23 protein-coding genes and 1 riboswitch are annotated in these 22099 nt (G+C 75.4%); of the genes, 12 read left to right on the forward strand and 11 right to left on the reverse strand.

Features of this window, described 5'->3' with window-relative positions:
* Positions 1-31 precede the first annotated feature (31 nt).
* The 5 genes from WJX68_RS19040 (at position 32) to WJX68_RS19060 (ending at position 5610) form a co-directional block, all read left to right on the forward strand.
* Positions 32-1273 carry an iron-containing alcohol dehydrogenase gene (locus WJX68_RS19040; RefSeq protein ID WP_422785734.1) on the forward strand — a complete coding sequence of 414 codons (1242 nt, stop codon included), beginning with the start codon at positions 32-34 and terminating at the stop codon, positions 1271-1273.
* Positions 1274-1315: 42 nt separating this feature from the next.
* A complete protein-coding gene (locus WJX68_RS19045) occupies positions 1316-2740 on the forward strand; it encodes a MadS family sensor histidine kinase (RefSeq protein WP_340292882.1) in 1425 nt (474 codons plus the stop codon).
* Positions 2737-3492 (forward strand): MadR family response regulator transcription factor, encoded by a 756-nt coding sequence (locus WJX68_RS19050; protein WP_340292884.1) that lies wholly within the window; start codon positions 2737-2739, stop codon positions 3490-3492. Before WJX68_RS19045 ends, WJX68_RS19050 begins: the two co-directional genes overlap by 4 nt.
* 856 nt (positions 3493-4348) lie before the next feature.
* Positions 4349-4951: a hypothetical protein gene (locus WJX68_RS19055; RefSeq protein ID WP_340292886.1), complete on the forward strand. Its 603-nt coding sequence runs from the start codon at positions 4349-4351 to the stop codon at positions 4949-4951.
* A 137-nt stretch (positions 4952-5088) separates the two neighbouring features.
* On the forward strand, positions 5089-5610 hold the full coding sequence (locus WJX68_RS19060; protein WP_340292888.1) for a gamma carbonic anhydrase family protein: 522 nt from the start codon (positions 5089-5091) through the stop codon (positions 5608-5610).
* A 68-nt stretch (positions 5611-5678) separates the two neighbouring features.
* Here the strand turns inward: WJX68_RS19060 and thiG are convergent, their stop codons facing one another.
* From thiG to thiO, 3 genes are all read right to left on the reverse strand, one after another.
* Positions 5679-6446, reverse strand: a complete 768-nt coding sequence (gene thiG / locus WJX68_RS19065) for a thiazole synthase (RefSeq protein WP_340292890.1) — start codon at positions 6444-6446, stop codon at positions 5679-5681.
* A gap of 2 nt (positions 6447-6448) precedes the next feature.
* Positions 6449-6649: a sulfur carrier protein ThiS gene (gene thiS, locus WJX68_RS19070; RefSeq protein ID WP_340292892.1), complete on the reverse strand. Its 201-nt coding sequence runs from the start codon at positions 6647-6649 to the stop codon at positions 6449-6451.
* Complete coding sequence (thiO, locus tag WJX68_RS19075; protein ID WP_340292894.1) at positions 6649-7821, reverse strand: glycine oxidase ThiO; 1173 nt, start codon at positions 7819-7821, stop codon at positions 6649-6651. The genes thiS and thiO overlap by 1 nt, the downstream gene beginning before the upstream one ends.
* Positions 7820-7928, reverse strand: a riboswitch (TPP riboswitch). It overlaps the preceding gene by 2 nt.
* A 55-nt stretch (positions 7929-7983) precedes the next feature.
* On the opposite strand from thiO, the gene thiE reads away from it, so the two are divergent.
* The gene (thiE, locus tag WJX68_RS19080; RefSeq protein WP_340292981.1) at positions 7984-8664 is read left to right on the forward strand and encodes a thiamine phosphate synthase; all 681 of its coding nucleotides are present in this window, start codon (positions 7984-7986) and stop codon (positions 8662-8664) included.
* Positions 8665-8717: 53 nt separating this feature from the next.
* On the opposite strand, the gene WJX68_RS19085 is transcribed toward thiE, so the two are convergent.
* Both WJX68_RS19085 and WJX68_RS19090 read right to left on the reverse strand, forming a co-directional pair.
* Positions 8718-10028: a hypothetical protein gene (locus WJX68_RS19085; protein WP_340292896.1), complete on the reverse strand. Its 1311-nt coding sequence runs from the start codon at positions 10026-10028 to the stop codon at positions 8718-8720.
* A gap of 158 nt (positions 10029-10186) precedes the next feature.
* A complete protein-coding gene (locus WJX68_RS19090) occupies positions 10187-10855 on the reverse strand; it encodes a DUF3159 domain-containing protein (RefSeq protein WP_340292898.1) in 669 nt (222 codons plus the stop codon).
* 158 nt (positions 10856-11013) lie between these two features.
* Here WJX68_RS19090 and WJX68_RS19095 point away from each other — a divergent pair, with 158 nt between their 5' ends.
* A complete protein-coding gene (locus WJX68_RS19095; protein WP_340292900.1) occupies positions 11014-11814 on the forward strand; it encodes an SGNH/GDSL hydrolase family protein in 801 nt (266 codons plus the stop codon).
* A 40-nt stretch (positions 11815-11854) separates the two neighbouring features.
* Here the strand turns inward: WJX68_RS19095 and thpD are convergent, their stop codons facing one another.
* From thpD to ectA, 4 genes are all read right to left on the reverse strand, one after another.
* Positions 11855-12781, reverse strand: coding sequence for an ectoine hydroxylase (thpD, locus tag WJX68_RS19100; RefSeq protein WP_340292902.1), 927 nt, complete (start codon positions 12779-12781; stop codon positions 11855-11857).
* Between the two features lie 127 nt (positions 12782-12908).
* Entirely contained in the window at positions 12909-13304 is a 396-nt protein-coding gene (locus WJX68_RS19105) for an ectoine synthase (RefSeq protein WP_340292904.1), read from the reverse strand.
* A 7-nt stretch (positions 13305-13311) separates the two neighbouring features.
* On the reverse strand, positions 13312-14565 hold the full coding sequence (gene ectB, locus WJX68_RS19110; protein WP_340292906.1) for a diaminobutyrate--2-oxoglutarate transaminase: 1254 nt from the start codon (positions 14563-14565) through the stop codon (positions 13312-13314).
* The gene (gene ectA, locus WJX68_RS19115; RefSeq protein ID WP_340292907.1) at positions 14562-15164 is read right to left on the reverse strand and encodes a diaminobutyrate acetyltransferase; all 603 of its coding nucleotides are present in this window, start codon (positions 15162-15164) and stop codon (positions 14562-14564) included. Before ectA ends, ectB begins: the two co-directional genes overlap by 4 nt.
* Before the next feature lie 325 nt (positions 15165-15489).
* Between ectA and WJX68_RS19120 the strand changes: the two genes are divergently transcribed.
* Entirely contained in the window at positions 15490-15798 is a 309-nt protein-coding gene (locus WJX68_RS19120) for a hypothetical protein (protein WP_340292909.1), read from the forward strand.
* A gap of 84 nt (positions 15799-15882) precedes the next feature.
* Here WJX68_RS19120 and WJX68_RS19125 read toward each other — a convergent pair whose 3' ends face one another.
* Both WJX68_RS19125 and tatA read right to left on the reverse strand, forming a co-directional pair.
* A complete protein-coding gene (locus tag WJX68_RS19125) occupies positions 15883-16623 on the reverse strand; it encodes an SDR family oxidoreductase (RefSeq protein WP_340292911.1) in 741 nt (246 codons plus the stop codon).
* Positions 16624-16671: 48 nt separating this feature from the next.
* Positions 16672-16929, reverse strand: a complete 258-nt coding sequence (tatA, locus tag WJX68_RS19130; RefSeq protein ID WP_340292912.1) for a Sec-independent protein translocase subunit TatA — start codon at positions 16927-16929, stop codon at positions 16672-16674.
* Positions 16930-17120: 191 nt separating this feature from the next.
* On the opposite strand from tatA, the gene WJX68_RS19135 reads away from it, so the two are divergent.
* The 4 genes from WJX68_RS19135 to WJX68_RS19150 all read left to right on the forward strand — a co-directional run bounded on the left by WJX68_RS19135 (position 17121) and on the right by WJX68_RS19150 (position 22094).
* Positions 17121-18011, forward strand: a complete 891-nt coding sequence (locus WJX68_RS19135) for a HalD/BesD family halogenase (RefSeq protein ID WP_422785730.1) — start codon at positions 17121-17123, stop codon at positions 18009-18011.
* On the forward strand, positions 18011-19810 hold the full coding sequence (locus tag WJX68_RS19140) for a choline/carnitine O-acyltransferase (protein ID WP_340292984.1): 1800 nt from the start codon (positions 18011-18013) through the stop codon (positions 19808-19810). The genes WJX68_RS19135 and WJX68_RS19140 overlap by 1 nt, the downstream gene beginning before the upstream one ends.
* A gap of 15 nt (positions 19811-19825) precedes the next feature.
* Positions 19826-20818, forward strand: coding sequence for an NAD-dependent epimerase/dehydratase family protein (locus WJX68_RS19145; RefSeq protein WP_340292914.1), 993 nt, complete (start codon positions 19826-19828; stop codon positions 20816-20818).
* 130 nt (positions 20819-20948) lie between these two features.
* A complete protein-coding gene (locus tag WJX68_RS19150; protein ID WP_340292916.1) occupies positions 20949-22094 on the forward strand; it encodes a hypothetical protein in 1146 nt (381 codons plus the stop codon).
* The last annotated feature ends 5 nt before the right edge of the window (positions 22095-22099 follow it).

Genomic DNA, 22099 nt, shown 5'->3' on the forward strand with positions numbered 1-22099 from the left:
GCACGAGACCTCGCCGCAGCAGACCGTGCTCGTGCTCGACGGCGAGTCCGGGAACACCGGCGACGACCGGGCGTACACCGTGCGCGCCGCGCACTGTCCGTCCGAGCCGCGCCCGCGGCTGTCCAAGTTCCACGCGCCCGAGATCGTCTTCGGGCCGGACTCGCTGCCCGAGACCGCGCACGCCGCGCTGCGTCTCGGGGCGCGCAGGCCCTTCGTGGTGACCGACCCGGGGGTGACCGAGGCCGGCTGGCCCGCGGAGCTCCTGCGCCACCTGCGGGCGGCCGGGCTGCGCCCGCAGCTGTGGAACGAGATCACGCCCAACCCCAAGGACCACGAGATCCAGGCCGGGTTCGAGCGCTACGAGAACTCCGGCTGCGACGTCGTCATCGGCGTCGGCGGCGGATCGGTGATCGACGCCGCGAAGGGCGTCGCGCTGCTCGCGGCCAACGGCGGCACGATCCTCGACTACGAGGGCATCGACCGGATCGCCAACCCGATCCCGCCGCTGGTGATGGTGCCGTCCACCTCGGGCACCGGGGCCGACGTCTCCCAGTTCTGCATCATCACCGACACCGAGCGCCTCACCAAGATCACGATCATGGGCCGGGCGCTGGTCCCGGACGTCTCGGTGATCGACCCCCGGCTGCTGGTCACGATGCCGGACTGGCTCAACGCCGCGACCGGCCTGGACGCGCTGACCCACGGCATCGAGGCCTTCGTCTCGCTCGCGCACGGCCCGCTGACCGACACCCACGCCCTGCACGCCGTCGCGCTGGTGCACGCGAACCTGCCGACGACGATGATCCGCCGCCACGACGACGGGCCCCGTACGGCGATGGCGCAGGCCGCGCTGGAGGCGGGCCTGGCGTTCACGAACGCGATCCTCGGCGCCACGCACGCGATGAGCCACCAGGTCGGCGGCATGCTCGACCTCCCGCACGGCCTGATCAACGGGGTGCTGCTGCCGCACGTCATCCGGTTCAACGGATCGGCGTCGCCCGCCGACGCGGCCCGCTTCGTCCCGATCGCCCAGGCGATGGGGCTGCCGGCCCGCCCGGGGATGCCCGGGGACGAGGCCGTGGACATGGTCGCGACCGAGGTCCGCAAGCTGGCCGACGAGGTCGGCGTGCCGACCGGCCTGGCCGCCATCGGGGTCCGGGAGAGCGACGTGCCGCGGCTGTCCCGGCTCACCCTGGGCGACGCCTGCCTCACCACCAACCCGCGCACCGCGTCCGTGGAGCAGATCGAGACCCTGTTCCGGGAGGCGCTGTGACGTACCGGGAGGCCCCGTGACGCCGACGGCGGGGCCGCCGCGGTGACGGCCGCCGCGCGGTTCCCGCGTCGCCGCACACCCGCGCCGCCGTCGTCGCCGACCTCGGGTCTACGCGCCCGCCCCGACCTGGACCAGCTCACCGGGCTGCGCTCGGGCAAGCCGTCGTTCTATCCGGAGTACCGCGAGGGTGCCGAGCGGCTGCGCCGGGTGATCCTCGCGCTGGACCGCATCTCGGCGGCGCTCGTCCGCACGATGGAGGGGTCCGAGGCGCTGGTGCGCGCCGTCGCCGACGCCGCCGCCGACCACCTGTCCGCGGACTGGATGATCATCGGCCTGGTCGACGGGGAGCTGCCCGACGCCGCTCCGCGCCACGTCGTGCTCGGCCCGGACGGTGTCGAGTGGGCCGACCTGGGCCTGGTGCCCGAGCGGGTGCGCCGGCACGTGTGCTCGCTGCGCGCCGGAGACGGGGACGGCGACCACGGCGGGGCCCGCGACCGCGACGGCCGTGCGGCCGACCCGGCCGACCCGGCCGACCCGCGGCAGCGGCACCTGCACGTCCCCATCCGGCTCGACGGCCGCACCGTCGGCGGGTTCGTCGCGTGGACCCCGCCCGAGCGCCACATCGACGAGACCGACCACTCGGTGCTGCGCATCCTGGCCGGGCAGACGGCGTCGGCGCTGCAGAACTGCGCGCTGCTGGACCGGGCCGAGCGGCTGCACGCCCGCACCGCCGCCCAGGCCGAGGACCTGCGCGTGCGCAACGACGAGCTGATGCGCACCCAGCAGGCGCTGGGTGCGGCCCGCCAGCGCGAGGTGCTCGACAACGAGCGGCACCGGATCGCCCGCGAGCTGCACGACAGCGTCACCCAGTACGCGCTGTCGGCCGGGATGCACATCGAGCTGTGCCGCAGCGAGATCGGCGATCCGAAGCTGCTGGAGCACCTGGACACCGCGAAGGACCTGACCCGGCGCGCCGTCGAGCAGCTGCGCTCGGCGATCTACGCGCTCAACGACGACGACCACGGCGACAAGGACCTGCCCTCGATGCTGCGGCAGCTGTCCACCGTGCACATGCCCGACGAGCTGCGCGTCGAGGTGACCATCGGGGGCGCCCCCGTTCCGCTGCCGCACGAGCACGAGCAGTCGCTGTTCCGGATCGCGGGCGAGGCGCTGTTCAACACCGCGATGCACGCGTCGGCGTCGCGGGCGGTGGTGCGCCTGGCCTACGCCGACGGCCGCGTCCGCCTCTCGGTCTCCGACGACGGCGGCGCCTCCCCCGACCAGATCCGCCGCACCCTGCGCGCGGCGGCGGTCCGCGGCCCATCCGGGGAGCACCGCGGCCTCGTGAACATGGACGCCCGGGCGCGCGAGATGGGCGGGGCGCTGCGGTTCCGGCGCTCGCGGATCGGCGGGCTGCAGGTGCAGGTGGACGTCCCGATCGGGGCGGCCGGGAAGGAGCTCGGATGAGCAGCGGCATGCGGACCGTCCCGGGCGGTGGCCCCGGGGGCACCGGCGGCACACCGGGCGTCCCGGCCCGGCCCGGTGCGGGCCCGGCGGGCGGGGGCGGCGGGTCCGTCGCGGCCCGGCCGATCCGGATCGTGCTGGTCGACGACCACTCGATCATGCGCCAGGGCCTGCGCGCGGTACTGGAACGCGAGGACGACCTGCGCGTCGTCGGCGAGGCAGGCAGCGCCCCGGAGGCGTACGCCGCCGTCGCGGCGGGCCGGCCGCAGGTCGTGCTGCTCGACCTGAAGCTGGCCTCCGGCCCGCAGACCGACGGCCTGGAGGTCTGCCGCAGGCTCTGCGCCGACCACCCGGGGATCGGGGTGCTGGTGCTGACGACGTTCGCCGAGGACCGCCTCGTCGTGGAGTCGGTGCAGGCGGGCGCCCGCGGATACGTGGTGAAGGACGTCGACACCACCGAGCTCGTCCGCGCCATCCGCGCGGTCTCGCGCGGGGAGAGCGCGTTCGACGCGCGCTCGGCGTCGGCGATGGTCCGGTCGCTGTCGGGCGGGATGCCCGACCGGGAGCGGCTGACCGACCGCGAGCTCGACGTGCTGCGGCTGCTGGCCCGGGGGCTGTCCAACCGGGCGATCGGCGCGGAGCTGTTCATCTCCGAGACGACGGTGAAGTTCCACGTGGGCAACCTGATGCGCAAGCTGATGGTGTCCCGGCGCGCCGAGGCCGTCTACGCGGCCACCAAGCTCGGCCTGCTCTGACGGTCCGGCCCGCCGCCGTCCCGCTCCACCGCCGGCGCGCCCCGCACACCTGCCCGCCTGCCTGCTGGCCCCACCCGCCTGATCGCCTGGTTGCCCGGCCGCCTGCCGTCGTGCGTCGGTTGCGGTGGTGGGCGGCCGCGTTCCGCGGAACGCGGCGGCCCGGCCGGCCCGCCCGTCGTGTTCCGCGGAACACGGTCGTCCCGCCCGGCAACGGCTGACGGAAACTGTCGGGCCCCTGCGCCACACTGGATCGAACACACGTTCGATCGAGGAGTTGCGGCCATGCCCGACCCGGACCCCGCGAGCGCACCGGCCCACGAGCTGAGCCTGCCCGACCTCGAGTCCGAGCTGCTCGGACTCGCCGGTCACATCGCCGCGGCCGAGTGCCGGTTCCTGCGGGTCGCCCGCGCGCTCGACCGGCTCCCGCAGATCACCGCGGCGTTCGGCGCCGGGCGGCTGTCGTACTCGAAGGTCCGGGCGATCACCCGGATCGTGGGAGCGGACGACGCCGTCCTCGACCGTATGGCCGCCGCCACCGGCACTCCGGACGCGAGCGGCCCCACCGCCACCTCCGGATCTCCCCGGCCGACCGCCGACGCCCCGTCCACCGGGCAGGAGCCCGCCGCCCGCGCCGAGCAGGTCCTCCTCGAACTCGTCCTGGGCGGCACCGCGAGCCACGTCGAGCAGGTCGTCCGTGCGGTACGACGCCGGTGCACGCCGCCGGCCGATCTTGCTGCCCGCCGGGGTGTGAGCTGGCACCACGACGTCGACGGCGCGCTCGTGCTGCGGGCCCGGCTCACCCCGGACGATGGCGCCCTCCTGATCGCCGCGATCGCGGGGCCGGTAGACAGGGCCGATGCGCTGGTACGCCGAACGTCCCGACCGGATGGCCCGCCAGGTCGTGTCCGACGTCGTCGCGGTGCTCTGGGCGGTCCTCGCCGTCACGGCCGGCGTCGCCGTCCACGACGGCCTGCAGGCGCTGCAGGGGCCCGGCGAGTCGCTCGTCGCGGCGGGCGGGCAGGTGTCGCGGGCGTTCGCGGGGGTCGGTGGGGCGGTGTCGGCGATCCCGTTCATCAGTACCGATCTCGCCCGGGCGCTCGACCCCGCCGCCGGCGCGGGTGCCGACCTCGCGAACGCCGGGCGCGAGTTCGGTGACGCGGTCGGGACGCTGGCGGCGGGCGCCCTGGTCGTCGTGCCCCTGGTGATGCTGCTGCCGGTACTGCTCGGCTGGCTGCCGCTGCGGCTGCGCTACGCCCGGCGGGCCGGCGCGGCCGTCGCCGTCCGGGACACCGCACCGGACCTGCTCGCGGTGCGGGCGCTGACCCGCGTGCCGGTGGCCCGGCTGGTGCGCGTCGCGCCGGACCCCGCGGCGGCCTGGCGTTCGGGCGATCCGGCGGTGGTCGCGACGCTGGCCGCGCTGGAGCTGTCCGACCTGGGCCTGCGGGCCCCGCGCAGCTGACCGCGCCACGACACAGCGGGGCGACCCGGCGCCCCGGCCACGACCACGCCCACGGCCACGGCCAACGCACGGCGCCACGACACGGCGGTGGGCCGTGGCGGCGGCCGGGCGGCGATCGGGATGCCAGGCTGTCGCTCATGCCGCTGTTCGCCCTGGAGGGCCTGTCCCCGACCGTGCACCCGAGCGCCTTCGTCGCCCCGACGGCGACGCTCGTCGGCGACGTGCGTGTCGAGGAGGGCGCCTCGATCTGGTACAACGCCGTGCTCCGCGCCGACCTCGGGCCCATCGTCGTCCGGGCCGGGGCCAACGTGCAGGACGGGTCGGTGCTCCACGGCGGCGACGACCCGGTGACCGAGATCGGTGAGGGCGCGACCGTCGGGCACCTGTGCGTCGTGCACGGCGCGGTGATCGGCCCGCGCGCGGTGGTCGGCAACGGCAGCACCGTCCAGGACGGCGCCCGGATCGGCGCGGGCGCGATGGTCGCGGCGGGCTCGACGGTCGCGCCGAACTCCGAGCTGGCCGCCGACCGGCTGATGCTCGGCGCCGCGGCGAAGGAGCGCGGCGAGCTGACCGAGCAGGCCCGCTGGTGGGTGCGCACCAACCCGGACTTCTACCGGGCACTGGCCCGCCGGCACGCCGACGGCGTCACCCCGGCCTGAGCGTCACCCCGGCCCGGGCGTCGCGGCCCGGTCCGGGTGTCGCGGCCCGGTCCGGGTGTCGCGGTGGGTCAGGCGTCCGGGTCGGGCGAACTCGCCCGCGCGCGGTGACGGCGCGGGATGCGGCCGGCGTGGCGCGCGTCCCAGCCCGCCTCGACGCCGTGCCGCATCGCCCGCGCCATCCGCTCCGGGTCGGCGGCGCGGGTGACGGCCGTCGCGAGCAGGACCGCGTCGCAGCCCAGCTCCATCGCCAGCGCCGCCTCGGACGCGGTGCCGATCCCCGCGTCGAGCACGACCGGCACGCCGGCCTCGGCGACGATCATCTCGATGTTGTGCGGGTTCCGGATGCCCAGCCCGGTGCCGATCGGCGCCCCCAGCGGCATGACGGCCGCGCAGCCCACCTGCTCGAGGCGCCGGGCCAGGACCGGGTCGTCGTTGGTGTAGGGCAGCACGGTGAACCCGTCGTCGACGAGCTGCTCGGCGGCGTCGAGGAGCTCGACGGGGTCGGGCAGCAGCGTCGTCTCGTCGGCGACGACCTCCAGCTTGACCAGGTCGGTCTCCAGCGCCTCCCGCGCCATCCGCGCGGTCAGCACGGCCTCGGCGGCGGTGCGGCAGCCCGCGGTGTTGGGCAGCACGGCGATCCCGAGCCGGCGCAGCAGGTCCAGCAGCCCGGTGCCGCCGGCGACGTCCACGCGACGCAGCGCCACCGTCGTCAGCTCGGTCCCGGACGCGACGAGCGCGCGTTCCAGGATCTCCAGGTTCGCGGCGCCGCCGGTGCCCATGACCAGCCGCGAGTCGAACAGGTGGTCCCCGAACGCCAGCTTCTCCGACGTGGACATCGTCATCCTCCCTGCACGGCGGTCAGCACCTCGATGCGTGCGCCCTCGTCCGGTACCCGCTGCGCCCACGCGGTGCGCGGCACGACCTCCCCGTCGACGGCGACGGCGATCCCCCGCTCCGGCAGCCCGGCGGCGGCCAGGATCGCGGCGAGGTCGGCGCCGTCGTCGACGTCGCGGTGCTCGCCGTTCAGCACGATCCGCATCAGCGGTCCCCCTTCCCGTGTGCCCCGGCCGCGGCCGGGGTGAACCGCCGCGGGTCGGCGGCCCGGACCGGTTCCGGCACGTCCTCGCCGCGCAGCAGTGCCGCGACGGCGGCCGCGGTGACCGGCACCAGCAGCATCCCGTTGCGTCCGTGGCCGGTGGCCGCGACCAGTCCCTCCGGCCCGGTCCGCCCGATCAGCGGCAGGTTGTCGCGGCTGCCCGGCCGCAGCCCGGCCGCCGCCTCGGTCAGCGCGTACTCGCCGATCCCGGGCAGCACCCGTTCGGCGTCGCGCAGCAGGTCGCGCACCCCGCCGACGGTCACGTCGGTGTCGAAGCCGTTCTCCGCGGTCGTCGCCCCGACGACGAGGTCGCCGTACCCGGGCACCGCGCGCGGCACGGCGTACACGGGGCGGCCGTCGACCAGTGCGCGCACCGTCCGCGACGGCGGCGGCAGCGCCCCCGCACGCCGGGTGAGGCGCAGGATCTCGCCCTTGACGGGGCGCACCAGGCCGTCCAGCGACGGGTGCAGCGCCGACGAGTACGCCCCCGCCGCGAGGACGACCGCGTCCGCCGCCAGCACCGTCCCGCCGGCGAGGCGCACGCCGGTGACGCGCGCGCCGTCGTCGCACACCTGCTCGACGGCGCGCTCGTCGACGGTGGCCCCGGCCCGGTCCACGGCCGCCCGCAGCGCGGCGAGCAGCCGCCGGTTGTCCACCGACGGGTCGCCGGGCACCGACAGCCCGCCGCGGACCTCCGGACCCAGCGCGGGCTCGAGCCGGCGCAGCTCGCGGCCGGTGAGCTGCTCGACGTCACGCCCGAGCGAGGTCAGGTACCCGGCCAGCGCGGTCAGCTCGGCGCGGTCGCCGGACCCGGTCGCCGCGACGACGGTGCCCTGCTCGTGCAGCCCGGCGTCGGCCCCGGCGTCCGCGGAGAGCCGGGCCGCGAACTCCGGCCAGCGGGCCACCGAGTCCAGGCCCAGCGCGAGCAGGTCCTCCTCGCCGGGCCACGCCTCGGTGACGGGCGCGAGCATCCCACCGGCCACCCACGAGGCGCCGCTGCCGGGCGCCGGGTCGCAGACGGTGACCGTCCAGCCCTCGCGCGCGGCGGCCCGGGCCACGGACAGGCCGACGGCCCCGGCACCGGCGACGACCAGCCGTCCCGGACTCGTGCTCATGGATCCACACCTCACTCCCTGCGCCGGCATGACCCGGATCAGGTTCGACGGTCGGGACCGCGCCGGGGTCCCCTCTCAGCCCGCTGTGCCGGGCTCCCGTGGTTCGTCGTCCGGTGCGACGCCCGGTTCGGCCCCGCACCCGGGCCCAGGCTACGCCGTAGCCTGCGACCCGTGTCCGACACCGATACCCGATCGCGACGGGCGGCGAGGCTCGCCGACGCGCGCCTGTACCTCTGCACCGACGCCCGCACCTCCCGCGGCGACCTCGCCGCGTTCGCCGACGCCGCCCTCGCCGGCGGGGTCGACGTCGTCCAGCTCCGCGACAAGCGCGGCCCCGACGGCCCGCTGGAGGCGAAGGCCGAGCTGGCCGCGCTGGAGGTGCTCGCCGACGCGTGCCGCCGGCACGGCGCGCTGCTCGCGGTGAACGACCGCGCCGACGTCGCGCTCGCCGCCGGCGCCGACGTCCTGCACCTCGGCCAGGACGACCTGCCGGTGTCGTGGGCACGCCGGGTGGTCGGCGACGACGTGCTGGTCGGACGCTCCTCGCACAGCACGGACGAGACGCTCACCGCCGCGACCGAGACCGGTGTGGACTACTTCTGCGTCGGCCCCTGCTGGCCGACCCCGACCAAGCCGGGACGCCCGGCGCCGGGCCTGGACCTGGTCCGCACCGTCGCGGGGCGGGAGCCGGAGCGGCCCTGGTTCGCCATCGGCGGGATCGACGGGGACCGTCTCGACGAGGTGCTCGACGCCGGGGCCGACCGGATCGTCGTCGTGCGGGCGATCACCGAGGCCGACGACCCGGCCGCGGCCGCGGCGGCGCTGCGGGCCCGGCTCGGCTGAGCCGGGCCCGCAGGGGCGGTCGCAGCGGTCGGTCGCGGCGGCCGGTGCGGCGGTCAGTTCTGCGTGCCGCTGTCCTGCCCGGTGCCGCCCTGGCCGCTGCCCGAGCCCTGCCCGGAGCCGGGCTGCTGGGTCGGCAGGACACGGTTCAGGCCGTCCTGCAGCGGGTTCGACGACGAGGAGCCGTCCTGCGAGGAGGAGTCCTCGCCGTTCGTGGCGGTGCTGGACTCCGAGGTGCTCGTCCCCGACTCCTCGGTCGAGGTGGAGCTCTCCGACGTCGAGCTGCTGCTCGAGGTCCCCTCGCCGGAGTCGCGGTCGCGGGCGCCGGTGTCGCCGCCCCGGACCACGTTGCTGACCGAGGTCCCCGACGAGCCGGACAGCGACGAGCCCTTCACGAACTCGATGCCCGAGATCAGGAACATCGACACGGCGAAGGTCACGACGCCGAGCACCGCGGACACGAGCACCGTCTTGCGGGTCACCCGCACCCGGCGGAACCGCCCGGCCCACGACGGGCCGGACGCGGCCCGCGTCGTGCCGCCCGGCTGCTGCCACGGGTCGAGCAGCACCGTCTCCTCACCGGTCGGGCCGGCGAGGCCGCGGCCGTCGGGCGCCGGGCCCTGTGCCGCCTCGGCGGTCCCCTCGGCCACCCCGCGGCCGCGGCGGACCGCGGCCCTGTCCTTGATCGCGAGGGCCTTGTCCTTGCTGACCTCGATCGACCGGGTGAACAGCGTGGTCGCCAGGGTCGAGATGACCGAGCCGAGCGCCGCGCCGATGACGGTGCCGACCGCGCCGAGGAACGAGCCGAGGACCGCGGTCACGACCGCGGCGCCCGCACCGGCGGCGATCTTGGTGGGGCTCAGGTCGGCCTTGAGCGTGCCGCCCGCCGCGGTGTCGTCGGCGCCGCCGTCACCGGAGCCGCCGGAGCCGCCCCGGCCGCCGGGGCCGGTCGGGCCGCCGCCCACCGGGCCCACGGGGCCGCCGGGACCCACGGCACGGGTCCGGTCGGCGTCCGACGGCAGCACCCGGGTCCGGGGGCGCCCGCCGGGCGGGGTCGGGTCGGGCGCGCCTGGCCCGGGCACGACCGCGCCGGGCCCGGGGCGGACCGGCGGCCGCCCGCCGGGCGGCGTCTGCGTGGTGGTCCGTCCCGGGCCGGCGGCGGCCGGCGGCAGCGGGGCCCCGCCGCGCGGGGGACGGGGCGGCTGCCCGGCGCGCTGGCGCGGCACGCTGGGTGCCTCGGGGGCGGCCGTCGAACGGCCGGTGGTGCCGTGGCGGGGAGCGGACGACTGGACCGGGGGACGGACCGGGCCGCGGACGCCGCGCGGGGCGTCGCCGGGGCCGGGCTCCGGGGGGCGCTGGTGTGGCATGGCTCCTTGCAGGGGTCGTCGGTGCGGCGGCTCGCCCCGGATGAACGTCCGGGCGCGCGCGAACGCGCCCGACGATCACCCGAAGTGGTGACCTTCACACGGCCGAGCAAAGATCACGGGAAGGTCACGATTCTAGCGTCACCAGATGTCAGGCTCCGTCACCGGGGGTGACGGACGCCCGGGTGATCGGCCGGCAGCGCCGTACGCAGCAACGGCCACGAGACGAGCACGCTCAGCCCGACCAGGACCGGGCTCACGACCGTCCGCGCGACGGCGAGCAGCACGACCTCGTCGGCCGCCCACAGCGGCAGGAAGACCGCGAGCCGGACGACGTACTGCGCCACCCACGCCCACGACGCCCGCTGGTACCCGCGGAGCAGGTCCGGGTCGTGCCGCCACCGGGTCCGCTGCCCCAGCAGGCCCCCGACCACGACCCCCAGCAGGGGCCAGCGCACGACGACCGAGATCGCCCAGGCCAGCGCGCTGCCGGCGTTGGACACGATCTGGACCAGGAAGAAGTCCGACGCCCGGCCGGTCGCGAGCGCGATCCCGGCGGCGGCGACGACCCCGGCCAGCCCGAACAGCACCGCCCGCGGACGGCGGCCGCGCCGCAGCCGCCACCCGGCCACCCCGGCCCCGGCGAGGACGGCCGCCCCGGCACCCCAGTTGATCGGGAACGCCGACCCCGCGGCGCCCGCCACCACCCACCCGAGCGCGAACGCGACGACCGGCACCGACGCGTCGACCGCGCCGGCACGCCCACCGAGCAGCTCGGAGAGCCGGGGGTCCTCCCGGGAGGCGGCGCGGGGAGCGCGATCGGACGTCACCCGACTAAGGGTGCCCTATCCGGGACCCGCGGTCGACGGATCCGATTGGCGGACAGCCCGGCAGAGGGTGATCATCGGCGTAACACCGCACGTCGTCGTGATGAACAACAGGACAGGGACTGCGCCGTACGGACCACACGCGGAAGGGGGACGGGCCGATGCCGCAGCACGTGCCGCAGCAGACGCACCACCGGAGCTATGTCGCGATCGGGGACAGCTTCACCGAGGGGCTCGACGACCTCACCCCCGACGGCAGCCCGCGCGGGTGGGCCGACCGCGTCGCCGAGGCCCTGGCCGACCGGCGGCCCGGGTTCGGCTACGCCAACCTCGCCGTCCGCGGGAAGGTGCTCGACCAGATCGTGGACGAGCAGCTCCCCGTCGCCGAGGCCATGCGCCCGGACCTCGTCACGTTCTGTGCCGGGGGCAACGACATCATCGGCTGGTCCTGCGACGTCGACGACCTCGCCGCCCGTTTCGACGCCGCGCTCGGCCGGCTGGTCGCGACCGGCGCCGAGGTCCTGATCTTCACCGGGTTCGACCTGCGCCGGATGCACCCGCTCATCCGCAGGCTGCGCGGGCGCATCGCCTGCTACAACGAGGACATGCGGGCCGCGGCCGAACGCCACGGCTGCCGGGTCGTCGACCTGTGGGCGATGGACTGCCTGGCCGACCCGCGGGCGTGGGGCCCGGACCGGCTGCACCTGGTGCCGCACGCGCACGAGCGCGTCGCCTGGCGCGTGCTGGAGACCCTGGGCGAGCCGGCACCGGACTGGCGCGGGCCATGGCCGGACGCGGCGGGCGTGCCGGTCCGGTGGACGTCGCGGCAGGCCGACGACCTGCGCTGGGTCGCCCACCACGTCATGCCGTTCCTCGGCAAGCGGCTGCGCGGAACCCACACCTGGGACACCTACCGCGCCAAGCGCCCGGAGCTCGCGCCGCTGCGGCGGGCCTCGGCCTGAGCCGACCGGGCGCATCCCGCGGGACGCGCCCGGCTCCCGCTCAGCGCACCGGCGTGTGGTCCCGGGCCCCGATGTGGGCCGGACGCGGGCGCGGCGCGGCGTACGGCGCGACGCAGGCGTTCTCGACGCTGTTGAACACCAGGAAGATGTTCGAGCGCGGGTACGGGGTGATGTTGTCCCCCGACCCGTGCATGCAGTTGGAGTCGAAGAACGTGGCGCCGCCCGCGTCGCCGGTCATCATCGCGATGCCGTGCCGCTGGGCCAGCTTCGAGATGGACTCCGGGTCGGGGGTGCCGATCTCCTGCTCCGTCAGCGACGTCAGGTGGTAGTCCTCCGGCGTCTCGCCGACGCAGGACACGAAGGTCCGGTGCGAACCCGGCATGATCATCAGGCAGCCGTTGAACGCGTGGTTGTCGGTCAGCGAGATCGAGCAGCTGACCGCGCGCGGGCCGGGCATGCCGTCCTCGGCGTGCCAGGTCTCGAAGTCGGAGTGCCAGAAGAAGCCCCCGCCGCCGAGCCCGGGCTTGTAGTTGATGCGGCTCTGGTGGACGTACACGTCGGAGCCGAGGATCTGGCGGGCCCGCGACAGCACCCGCTCGTCGCGCACCAGCCGGCCGATCGCCTCGGAGATCCGGTGGACCTCGAAGATCGAGCGGACCTCGTCGGAGGCCTTCTCGACGATGCAGCGCTCGTCGGCGCGGACCTCGGGGTCGTGGGCGAGCCGGTCCAGCTCGGCCTGGTACTCCACGATCTCGTCGGCCGTCAGCAGGCCCGGCACCTGCACGAAGCCGTCGCGCTCGTGCGCCTCGAGCTCCTGGGCGCCGAACATGCCGGCGCTCGCCCTCGCGCCCCACACGGTGGGCTCGGCGCGGTCGATGAAGGCGGGGGTGTTCGAGACGCGTGTCGGGTAGCGGTCACCCGCGGTACGTGCGGGACGCGGTTCGTCGGTGCCGACCGGTGCGGCCATGGACCCTCCTGTGAGTCGCTGTGTGCTCGGTTCCCTTTCGACGGGTGTCGTGTGAACGACCGCGAGGGGCGTTCCCGCTGCAGCTCAGCGGAAACGCCCCTCGCGGAGTCGGTCTCGGTGTTGTCGCTCAGTCCTCGGTGACCAGCGGGTACACGCCGTTCTCGTCGTGTACCTCGCGGCCGGTGACCGGCGGGTTGAAGACGCACACGCACGTGATGGTGGTCTTCGGGCGGAGCTGGTGCTTCTCGTTGCCGCTCAGCACGTAGATCGAGCCCGGCTTGAGCTGGTACGTGACGTCGTTGTCCTTGTCGTAGAGCTCGCCCTCACCCTCGGTGATGAAGACGGCCTCGATGTGGTTCGCGTACCAGAAGTCGTTGATCGTGCCGGCCTGCAGCGTCGTCTCGTGGACCGAGAAGCCGACCTTGTCGTTGGCGAGCACGATGCGCTTGCTGCGCCACTGGCCGTTCTCGGACTCGACGTCGCGGTCGGTTCCGGTGATCTCGTCGATGGTGCGGACGATCATGTGGGTATCAGCTCCCGATGACGGTCTTGACGGACTCGGCGATGATCCCAAGACCCTCGTCGAGCTCGTCGTCGGTGGTGGTGAGCGGGGCGAGGAGCTTGAGGACCTCGTCGTTCGGGCCGGCGGTCTCGAGCAGCAGACGGTGCTCGAAGGCCTTGGCGGCCACCTTCTCGGCGAGCCCCTCGCCCTCGAACTGGATGCCCCGGGCCATGCCACGGCCCTTGGTGAACATCTCGGTGCCCTGGTTGTCACCGATGATCTTGTTGAAGGCCTCCTCGACCTTCTCCCCCTTGCGGAGGGTCTCCTTCTCCAGTGTGTCGTCGGTCCACCAGTTGCGCAGCGTGTGCGTGGCGGTGACGAACGCCGGGTTGTTGCCGCGGAACGTGCCGTTGTGCTCGCCCGGGCCCCACTGGTCGTACTCGGGCTTGATGAGCACGAGGGCCATCGGCAGGCCGTAGCCGGAGATCGACTTGGAGATCGTGACGATGTCCGGCTCGATGCCGGCGATCTCGAAGGAGAAGAACGGGCCGGTGCGGCCACAGCCCATCTGCACGTCGTCGACGATCATCAGGATGCCCTTGCGGGTGCACAGCTCGCGCAGGCCCTGCAGCCACTCGACGCGGGCCGGGTTCAGCCCGCCCTCGCCCTGCACGGTCTCCACGATGACCGCGGCCGGCTCGTTGAGGCTGGAGCCGGTGTCGTCGAGCACCTTCTCGAACCACAGGAAGTCGGGCATCTTGCCGTCGAAGTAGTTGTCGAACGGCATCGGCGTGGAGTGGACCAGCGGGATGCCGGCGCCGCCGCGCTTCATCGAGTTGCCGGTGACCGACAGCGCACCCAGCGTCATGCCGTGGAACGCGTTGGTGAAGTTGATGAGCGCTTCCTTGCCCGTGATCTTGCGGGCGAGCTTCAGCGCGGACTCGACGGCGTTGGCGCCGGTCGGGCCGGGGAACTGCACCTTGTACTGCAGGCCGCGCGGCTTGAGGACGATGTCCTCGAACGTGGTCAGGAACTCGCCCTTGGCCGTGGTGTACATGTCCAGGCCGTGGGTGATGCCGTCGCGGGTCAGGTACTCCAGCAGCGGCTTCTTGAGCACCTCGGGGTTGTGCCCGTAGTTCAGGGCGCCCGCACCGCCGAAGAAGTCGAGGTAGGAGTTGCCGTCGACGTCGGTCAGGCGGCTCCCCTTCGCCGTGTCGAAGACGACGGGCCAGTTACGGCAGTAGCTCCGGACCTGGGACTCGAGATCCTCGAAAACGGTCATGTGTTCCCACCCTTGTCTGCTGCGATCGGGCCGATGACGTACAGGTCTTCCGGCTCGTGCTCGTCACCGAGCAGGTCCGGACCGAAGAGGTCCTCCCGCTCGATGGTCGTGTCGTGGCGCTCGGCGAACTTCGTGAACAGCCGGATCGACGACGCGTTGTCCGGCGTGATGGTGGTCTCCATCCGCTCGGTCCCCGCCTCCGCGACCGCCTGGTCCCACGCGGCGTCCAGCATCCGGCCGGCCAGCCCGGCTCCCCGCGCGACCGGGTCGACGCACACCTGCCAGATCAGCAGGGCGCCGTTCTCCGGGCGCAGGTAGCCGGTCACGTAGCCGACCGCGCGGCCGTCGTCGCGCCGGGCGATGACCGAGGTGCGCGCGAAGTCGCGGCACCACAGGACGTAGGCGTAGCGGGAGTTCGCGTCCAACGTGCGCGACTCCACCGCCAGCCGCCACATCTCCACCCCGTCGGACGGGACCGGCGCACCGATCTCGTACGAATGGTCACCGTCGGCGTCCTGGGCGTTCCGGGACCCGGCGGTGCCGGAGTCCCGGGGCGCGGCCCCGGACGCCCGAGGAGGAGCCTGCTCGGGAGCGGTCATGACAGGCGAGATTAGTGGCGCTCGACGTGCGTCGCAGCCGCTGACGGCCCGGGGCCGCCCCGGGCACCGTGATCCACGTGAGCGGCGTCACGGTGTCGCACGGATCGGGCGGATCCGGCGTACTCCCAGCAAGACGCCGTGATCAGCAGGTCCGGAGCCGGGTGCGGACGAGTCCCGGTGGGGCCGTCCGGAGGCCGGACGTAACCCTCGCCACGCTCCGCGACGACACCGCCGCACATTCGGCCAATCGTGCGGATGCACTTGCATCTGCACCGGGGCCGGGTGACGATGGGATCTCCGCCCAACCGTGCCCGGAGGAGCAGTCGTGTCGGTGACATCCGCCAGCCCGCGCCCCGGGGCCGTCCCCACCACCCCCGGCGACGAGCAGAGCGTCACCGTCACCTGTGCCCGGGACGGGCGCAGCCACGTCGTCGCGCACGCGGTGCTCGCCGACTCCCTCGCCGCAGGCACCGGGCACTGCACCGCCGTCTGCGGGCACGTCGTGCTGCCGGCCTCGCTCGCCTCCCCGCCCGGGGACGGCTGCCTGCTCTGCGCCGAGACCTCCGGGGTCGGGCGCCGCGCCCGCCGGCGCGCCCGGCTCGGCTTCGGCCGCGCGTCGCGCGCCGCCTCCTGACCGACCTCCCCGGCCGCAGCCGGTCCGTTCCCCACCCCCGGCCGGGCCCCGACCCGGACCGGCGGGGTCCCCGCCGGGTGCGGCTCAGCGCCCGCCGGAGACGTCGAGCACCGCGCCGGTGACGTAGCTGGCCTCGTCCGACAGCAGCCAGGCGATCGCCGTCGCGACCTCGCGGGGGTGCCCGGCGCGCCCCATCGGGATCGACGGCGCCATCCGCTCGATGCGGCCCGGCTCGCCCGCCCGCGCGTGGAAGTCGGTGTCGAGCAGGCCCGGGCGCACGGCCGCCACCCGGATCCCGTCGGCGGCGACCTCCTTCGCCAGCCCCACGACCAGCGACTCCACCCCGGCCTTGGCCGCGGCGTAGTCGTTCCACTCGTCGGGCGAGCCGAGGACCGCCGCCCGCGACGTGACGTGCACCAGCACGCCGCCGGCGCCGCCGTAGCGGGTGGACATGCGGTGCACCGCCTCGCGCGAGCAGAGCAGCGCCGCGCGCAGGTTGAGCGCCAGGACCTCGTCGATCCGGGCGTCGCTCATGTCCTCCAGGCGCTGGCGCGACGGGGCACCGCCCGCGTTCGCGACCACCCCGGTCAGCGGCGACGGCATCGCCGCGGCGGCGTCGAAGAGCTGCTCGACGCCCGCGGTGCGGGTCACGTCGGCGGCGACGGCCTCGGCGTGCACGCCGGCCGCGCGGCACTCCGCGACCACGGCCGCGGCGTCGTCGGGCGAGGCCCGGTGCCCGAGCAGGACGTCGTGACCGCGGGCGGCCAGCAGCCGGGCGGTGGCCGAGCCGACCCCCCGGCTCGCGCCGGTGACCAGCACCGTCACGACAGCACCGGCACGACGAGCACCCTCACGGCGGCACCGGTCACGCGGTCAGCCGCGGGTCTCGGGGCCGGCCTCCGGGCGCGAGGTGTCGCGCGCGCCGGGCTCGTGGAGCCCGGAGTCGGCCCGGCGGCCGGACTCGATCTCCCCGGCACGCTCGTCGTCGTCGCGCAGGCCGCGCATCTCGCTCTTCAGGATCCGGCTGGACCGCCCGACCGACCGGGCCATCTCCGGCAGCTTCTTCGCGCCGAACAGCAGGACCAGTACGACCAGCACGATCAACCAGTGGGTGGGGCTCAGTGCGCCCATGACAGCCTCCTCGCTCGCCGACGGGATCAACGAACGATCCCCCGCCGGGGTTCCGCCCACAAGAGTTCTCCGCCGGGCACGGACCCTGACGGTTCGGTCACCGACCGTTGATACCGCACGGCCGGAACGGTTTGGATGAGGGTGACGACCGCGCGCGGCACCGGCGCCGCCCGGCACGAAGGAGCTGATCCGTGCAGCCGACCGCTCTCGCGGCCTCCCAGGACTCCGAGCACCCCGCCGTCGCTCTCGACCCGGTCGACCTGGCCCGGTACCCGCTGCACCGGCCGGACTCGCCGGCGTGGCGGGACGCGGTCCGCACGGCCCGCGCGCAGCTCGACGCCGACGGCTGCGCCGTGCTCCCCGGGTTCGTCCGGGCGTCCTGGCGGGACCGGCTGCGCACCGAGGGCGAGGCCGTCGCGCCGCGTGCGCACCACGAGACCGCCGTGGTGAACGTCTACAACACCGACCCCGACCCGTCGCTGCCCGACGACCACCCCGCGCGGCTGGCGATGGAGCGCGGCAACGCCTTCGTCGCGCGGGACCGGATCCCGGACTCGGCGCTGGTGCACCGGCTCTACCCGCTGCCCGCCTTCCGGGCCTTCCTCGCCGCCTGCGTCGGGGTGCCCGAGCTCCACGAGCTGGCCGACCCGCTGGCCGGGCTGTGCCTCAACGTCGTCGCCGGCGGGCGCTCGCACCCCTGGCACTTCGACACCAACGAGATCGCGATCAGCCTGCTGACCCGCGCACCCGAGGCGGGCGGGGAGTTCGAGTACTGCCCCGACATCCGCAGCGCCGAGGCGGAGAACACCGCCGCCGTCGCCGACGTCCTGCACGGGCGGGGCGGTGACCGGGTCCGGCGGCTGGTGCTGCGGGCCGGGGACCTGCAGCTGTTCCGCGGCCGCTACTCGCTGCACCGCGTCACCGAGGTGCGCGGGTCCACCGCCCGGCACACCGCGATCTTCTCCTACAGCGCGCGGCCGGGCGTGGTGGGCAGCGCGGTGCGGACCCGGCAGCTGTTCGGGCGGACACTGCCCGAACACGGGGGGTCGCGCAGCGTGCGTGTCGACGGGCTGATGGACTGATCGCCGTGACCTCGACTTTCGCGGCCGACGACGACCTGCCGAAGGTGCCGCTGCCGACCCTGTCCGCCTCCGTGGACCGGTTCCTGCAGTGGTGCGCCCCGCTGCTCACCCCCGACGAGCTGGCCCGCACGACCGAGGCCGCCCGTGCGCTGCTCGTCCCGGGCGGGACGGCCGCCACGCTGCAGGCCGACCTCGAGCGGTTCGACGCGGCCCCGTCGACGTACTCGTGGCTCGACGAGTTCTGGCCGTCGCGCTACCTGGGGCGGCGCGACCGGATCGCGCTCAACGCGAACTTCTTCTTCCTGTTCGGGCCGGGGTCGCCCGACCCGTGCGAGCGGGCCGCGGAGCTCACCGTCGCCGCGCTCGGGCACAAGGCCGACCTCGACGCCGGGACGTTCCCGCCGCTGGTCAACCGGGACGTGCCGCAGTCGATGGACCAGAGCAGGCACATCTTCTCCACCACCCGCGTCCCGGGCGCGGTGCAGGACTCCGTCCGCACCCCCTACAGCGACGCGTGGCCGGGCCCGTCGACCGAGCGGCACGTCGTCGTGCTGCACCGCGGCCGCATCCACCGCCTCGACGTGCTCGGCCCGGACGGCGCCGCGCACACCGTCGAGGAGATCGCCGGCGCGCTGCGCGACATCCGCGCCGCGCACCCCGATCGCGCCGCGGTCGGCGACGCCGTCGGTGCGCTGACCACGCTGGCCCGGGCCGAGTGGGCGGAGGTGCGGGACCGCCTCACCGGGCTGGACCCGGCCAACGCCGAGGCCGTCGACCTCGTCGAGCGGGCGCTGCTCGCGATCTGTCTGGACGAGCACGACCCGGTCGACGAGCAGGACGCCGCCCGCGTCCTGCTGGCCGGTGACGCCGGCGACCGCTGGTTCGACAAGGCGCTGTCGATCGTGGTGCTCGCCGACGGCACCGCGGGGGTCAACATCGAGCACTGCGAGCTCGACGGGACCACCGTGCTGACCCTGGTCGACGCGATGTTCGCCGACCCGGTCGCGACGCACGCCGAGCGCCTCGGCGCCCGCGCGCAGGGCGCCCCGGCGCACGCCGAGCTGCGCGTCGTCCTCGACGACGACCTGCGTGCCACCACGGCACGCGCGCACGACGAGTTCGCCGCGTTCCTCGACGCCACCGCCACCGAGCTCGTCGCGTTCGACGACTTCGGCGCCGACGACGCCAAGGCCCTGAAGTGCTCGCCCGACGCGTTCGTGCAGGCCTGCTACCAGGTCGCGCACCGCCGGGCCAAGGGCGTCACCGGCGCCACCTACGAGTCGATCGCGACCCGGCAGTTCCGCCGCGGCCGCACCGAGGCCATGCGGGTGATCACCCCGGAGATGGTCGCGTTCGTCGACACGATGCAGGACCCGCAGGCCTCCGCGGAGGACCGGGTCGCGACCTTCCGCGCCGCCGCCGCGGCCCACGGGACGCGGGCCCGGCAGTGCCAGCAGGGCGACGCACCCGAGCAGCACCTGTGGGAGCTGGAGTGGGTCCAGCGCCGCCGGGGGGCCGAGCTGGGGGCCACCGAGCCGCTCGCGGTGTTCGACTCCCCCGGCTGGACGATCATGCGCGACGACTGGCTGTCGACCAGCTCCGCGCCGTCGCACAACGTCGGCTGGTTCGGGTTCGGCTCGACCAGCTCGCGCTGCATCGGCGTCGCCTACGTCCTGCTCCCGGACCGCTTCCACGTGCACCTGTCCACCCCCGCCGACCAGGCCGAGGGGATGCACGCGTTCGCCCGGGAGCTGCGTGCGGCCGTCACCGAACTCGGTGGGCTGCTGCGCAGCTCGTGAGTACCGTCCGTGGCCATGGCGCCGGTCCCCCCGCACGAGCGGTTCCTCGTCACCGGTAGCTCGGGGCATCTCGGCGAGGCCCTGGTCCGGACCCTGCGCGACGCCGGCACCGGCGTCACGGGGCTGGACGTGCGGGCCTCGCCGTGGACCGACGTCGTCGCCTCGCTGACCGACCGCGACGCGCTGCGGGCGGCGCTGGCGGGGGTCACGCACGTGCTGCACACCGCGACGCTGCACAAGCCGCACGTGGGGACGCACTCGCGGCCCGAGTTCGTCGGGACCAACGTCGCGGGCACGCTCGCGGTACTGGAGGAGTCCGCGTCGGCGGGCGTGCGCGGGGTGGTGTTCACCTCCTCGACCAGCGCGTTCGGCCGGGCGCTGACCCCGCGGCCGGGTGGGCCGGCGACCTGGATCGACGAGTCCGTGGTGCCCCGGGTGCGCAACGTCTACGGCGCGACGAAGACCGCGGCCGAGGACCTGTGCGAGCTGGCGTCGCTGGACCCGGGGCTGCCGGTCGTGGTGCTGCGGACCTCGCGCTTCTTCCCCGAGGCCGACGACCGCGAGGAGGTCCGCGCGCGCCACCGGGACACCGCGCTCAAGCTCGTGGAGTTCTGCCACCGGCGGGTGGACGTCGCCGACGTCGTCTCCGCGCACCTGGCCGCGGCGCGCCGGGCCCCGGAGCTGGGCTTCGCCCGCTACGTCGTCAGCGCGCCGAGCCCGTTGCGCCGCGCGGACCTGCCCGAGCTGGGCCGGGACCCGGCAGCGGTGCTGCGGCGGCGGGCGCCGGCGCTCGCGTCGCTGCTCGCCGAGCGCGGCTGGGCGGTGCCGCCGGTGGACCGCGTCTACTGCGCGGACCGTGCGGTCGCCGAGCTGGGGTGGACCCCCGTGTGGGACGTGGACGCCGTCACCGCCCGGGTGCGCGCGGGCGGGCCGCCGCGCAGCCCGCTGGCCGAGGCGGTCGGCGCGAAGGGCTACCACGCTGCGCCAACCGGCGTGTACACGCGGTGACATCACCTCGCCGGACCGGGTGACTGTGGGTCGGGAGGGCTAACGGAGTGGGTACGACCGGCGGTAGACGTGACACAGCACGTGTCGCCGCCCGCCGACACCGCCGCCGTTCCACCCCGGAGGTCCCGCCATGACCGGCCCGCAGCACCGTCCCAGCCCCGGCCCCCGCGGCGACGACCGGGACGGTGCACGGCCGTCGCCGTCCCCGTCGCCGCGACCGCGCCACGGCTTCGACGAGGACGCGTTCCCCGAGGACTCCTACCAGGGCGGATACCCGGACCTGCGCGGGTCGCGGCCGGTGGAGCGGGCGACGCCGACCGACCCGGAGGGCTTCGGGGAGCTCTACGGCGGCACCGGGCCCCAGCCGTCGGTCGGGCCGACTGCGTACGCGGCGCCGGTGCGCTACGAGGGCTACGGCGCCGCCGTGCCCGCGGGGACCCCGCAGCGGCCCGCCGACGACGCCGGGTACGGGCGGGCGTCGCACCGCATGCCCGAGGCGGCGCAGGAGGAGACCGGGTACGACCGCGGCCGCGCCGCGTACGGCGAGTACGGCGACCCGGAGTCGCGGGGCGGTACGGCCATCGACGGCGGCCCGCCCTACGCCGGCGCGGCGATCGGGTACCGCGGCTCGGGGTACGTGTCCTCCGGCGCGCCGGTCGCCCCGGCCGACCCCGCGGACGCCCCCTACGACCAGGACGCCCCCGCCGAGCCGTCCCCGGCGGCGCAGCGCCACGACGACGCGGACCCGGCCGGGGCCGGGCCGCGGTACGGGACGCCGGGCTCCGGCGCCGCGCAGCCGTACGCGGCCGGGCCCGGCACCGCGGGCGGCGGGACCGCCGTCGCCGAACGGACCGGTGTCACCGACGAGCCCGCGGCACCCACCGGGTCCTCGGCCGTCCCCGCGCCGCGCACGCCGTCCGACCCCGGTGGGCGCCGCCCCGCGACGGTCGCCGAGGCCGCGGCCGCCCGGTTCGGCGGCCGGGGCACCCCCGCACCCTCCGCCGCCGCCGTCGACTCCGGCGCCGAGGCCACCGGGCCGAACGCCACGGCGGGCCGGGCCGGGCGCGTGCCCGCACCGGGCGCGGGCACGGCCGTCACCGTCGCGCGGGACCCGAGGGCGCTCACCGTGCTGCGGGTGGTCACCTACGTGCTGGTGTCGCTGTGCTGCCTGGTGTTCCTCGCGTCGGTCGTCTACGGCGTGGTGCTGTGGTTCGAGCTGCGCGGCGCGCTGGGGGCGTCCCCGCTGTTCGGCGGGTCGCCGGCCGGGACCTTCTGACCGGC

The sequence above is a fragment of the Pseudonocardia spirodelae genome (assembly GCF_037727765.1).
GTDB lineage: Bacteria > Actinomycetota > Actinomycetes > Mycobacteriales > Pseudonocardiaceae > Pseudonocardia > Pseudonocardia spirodelae.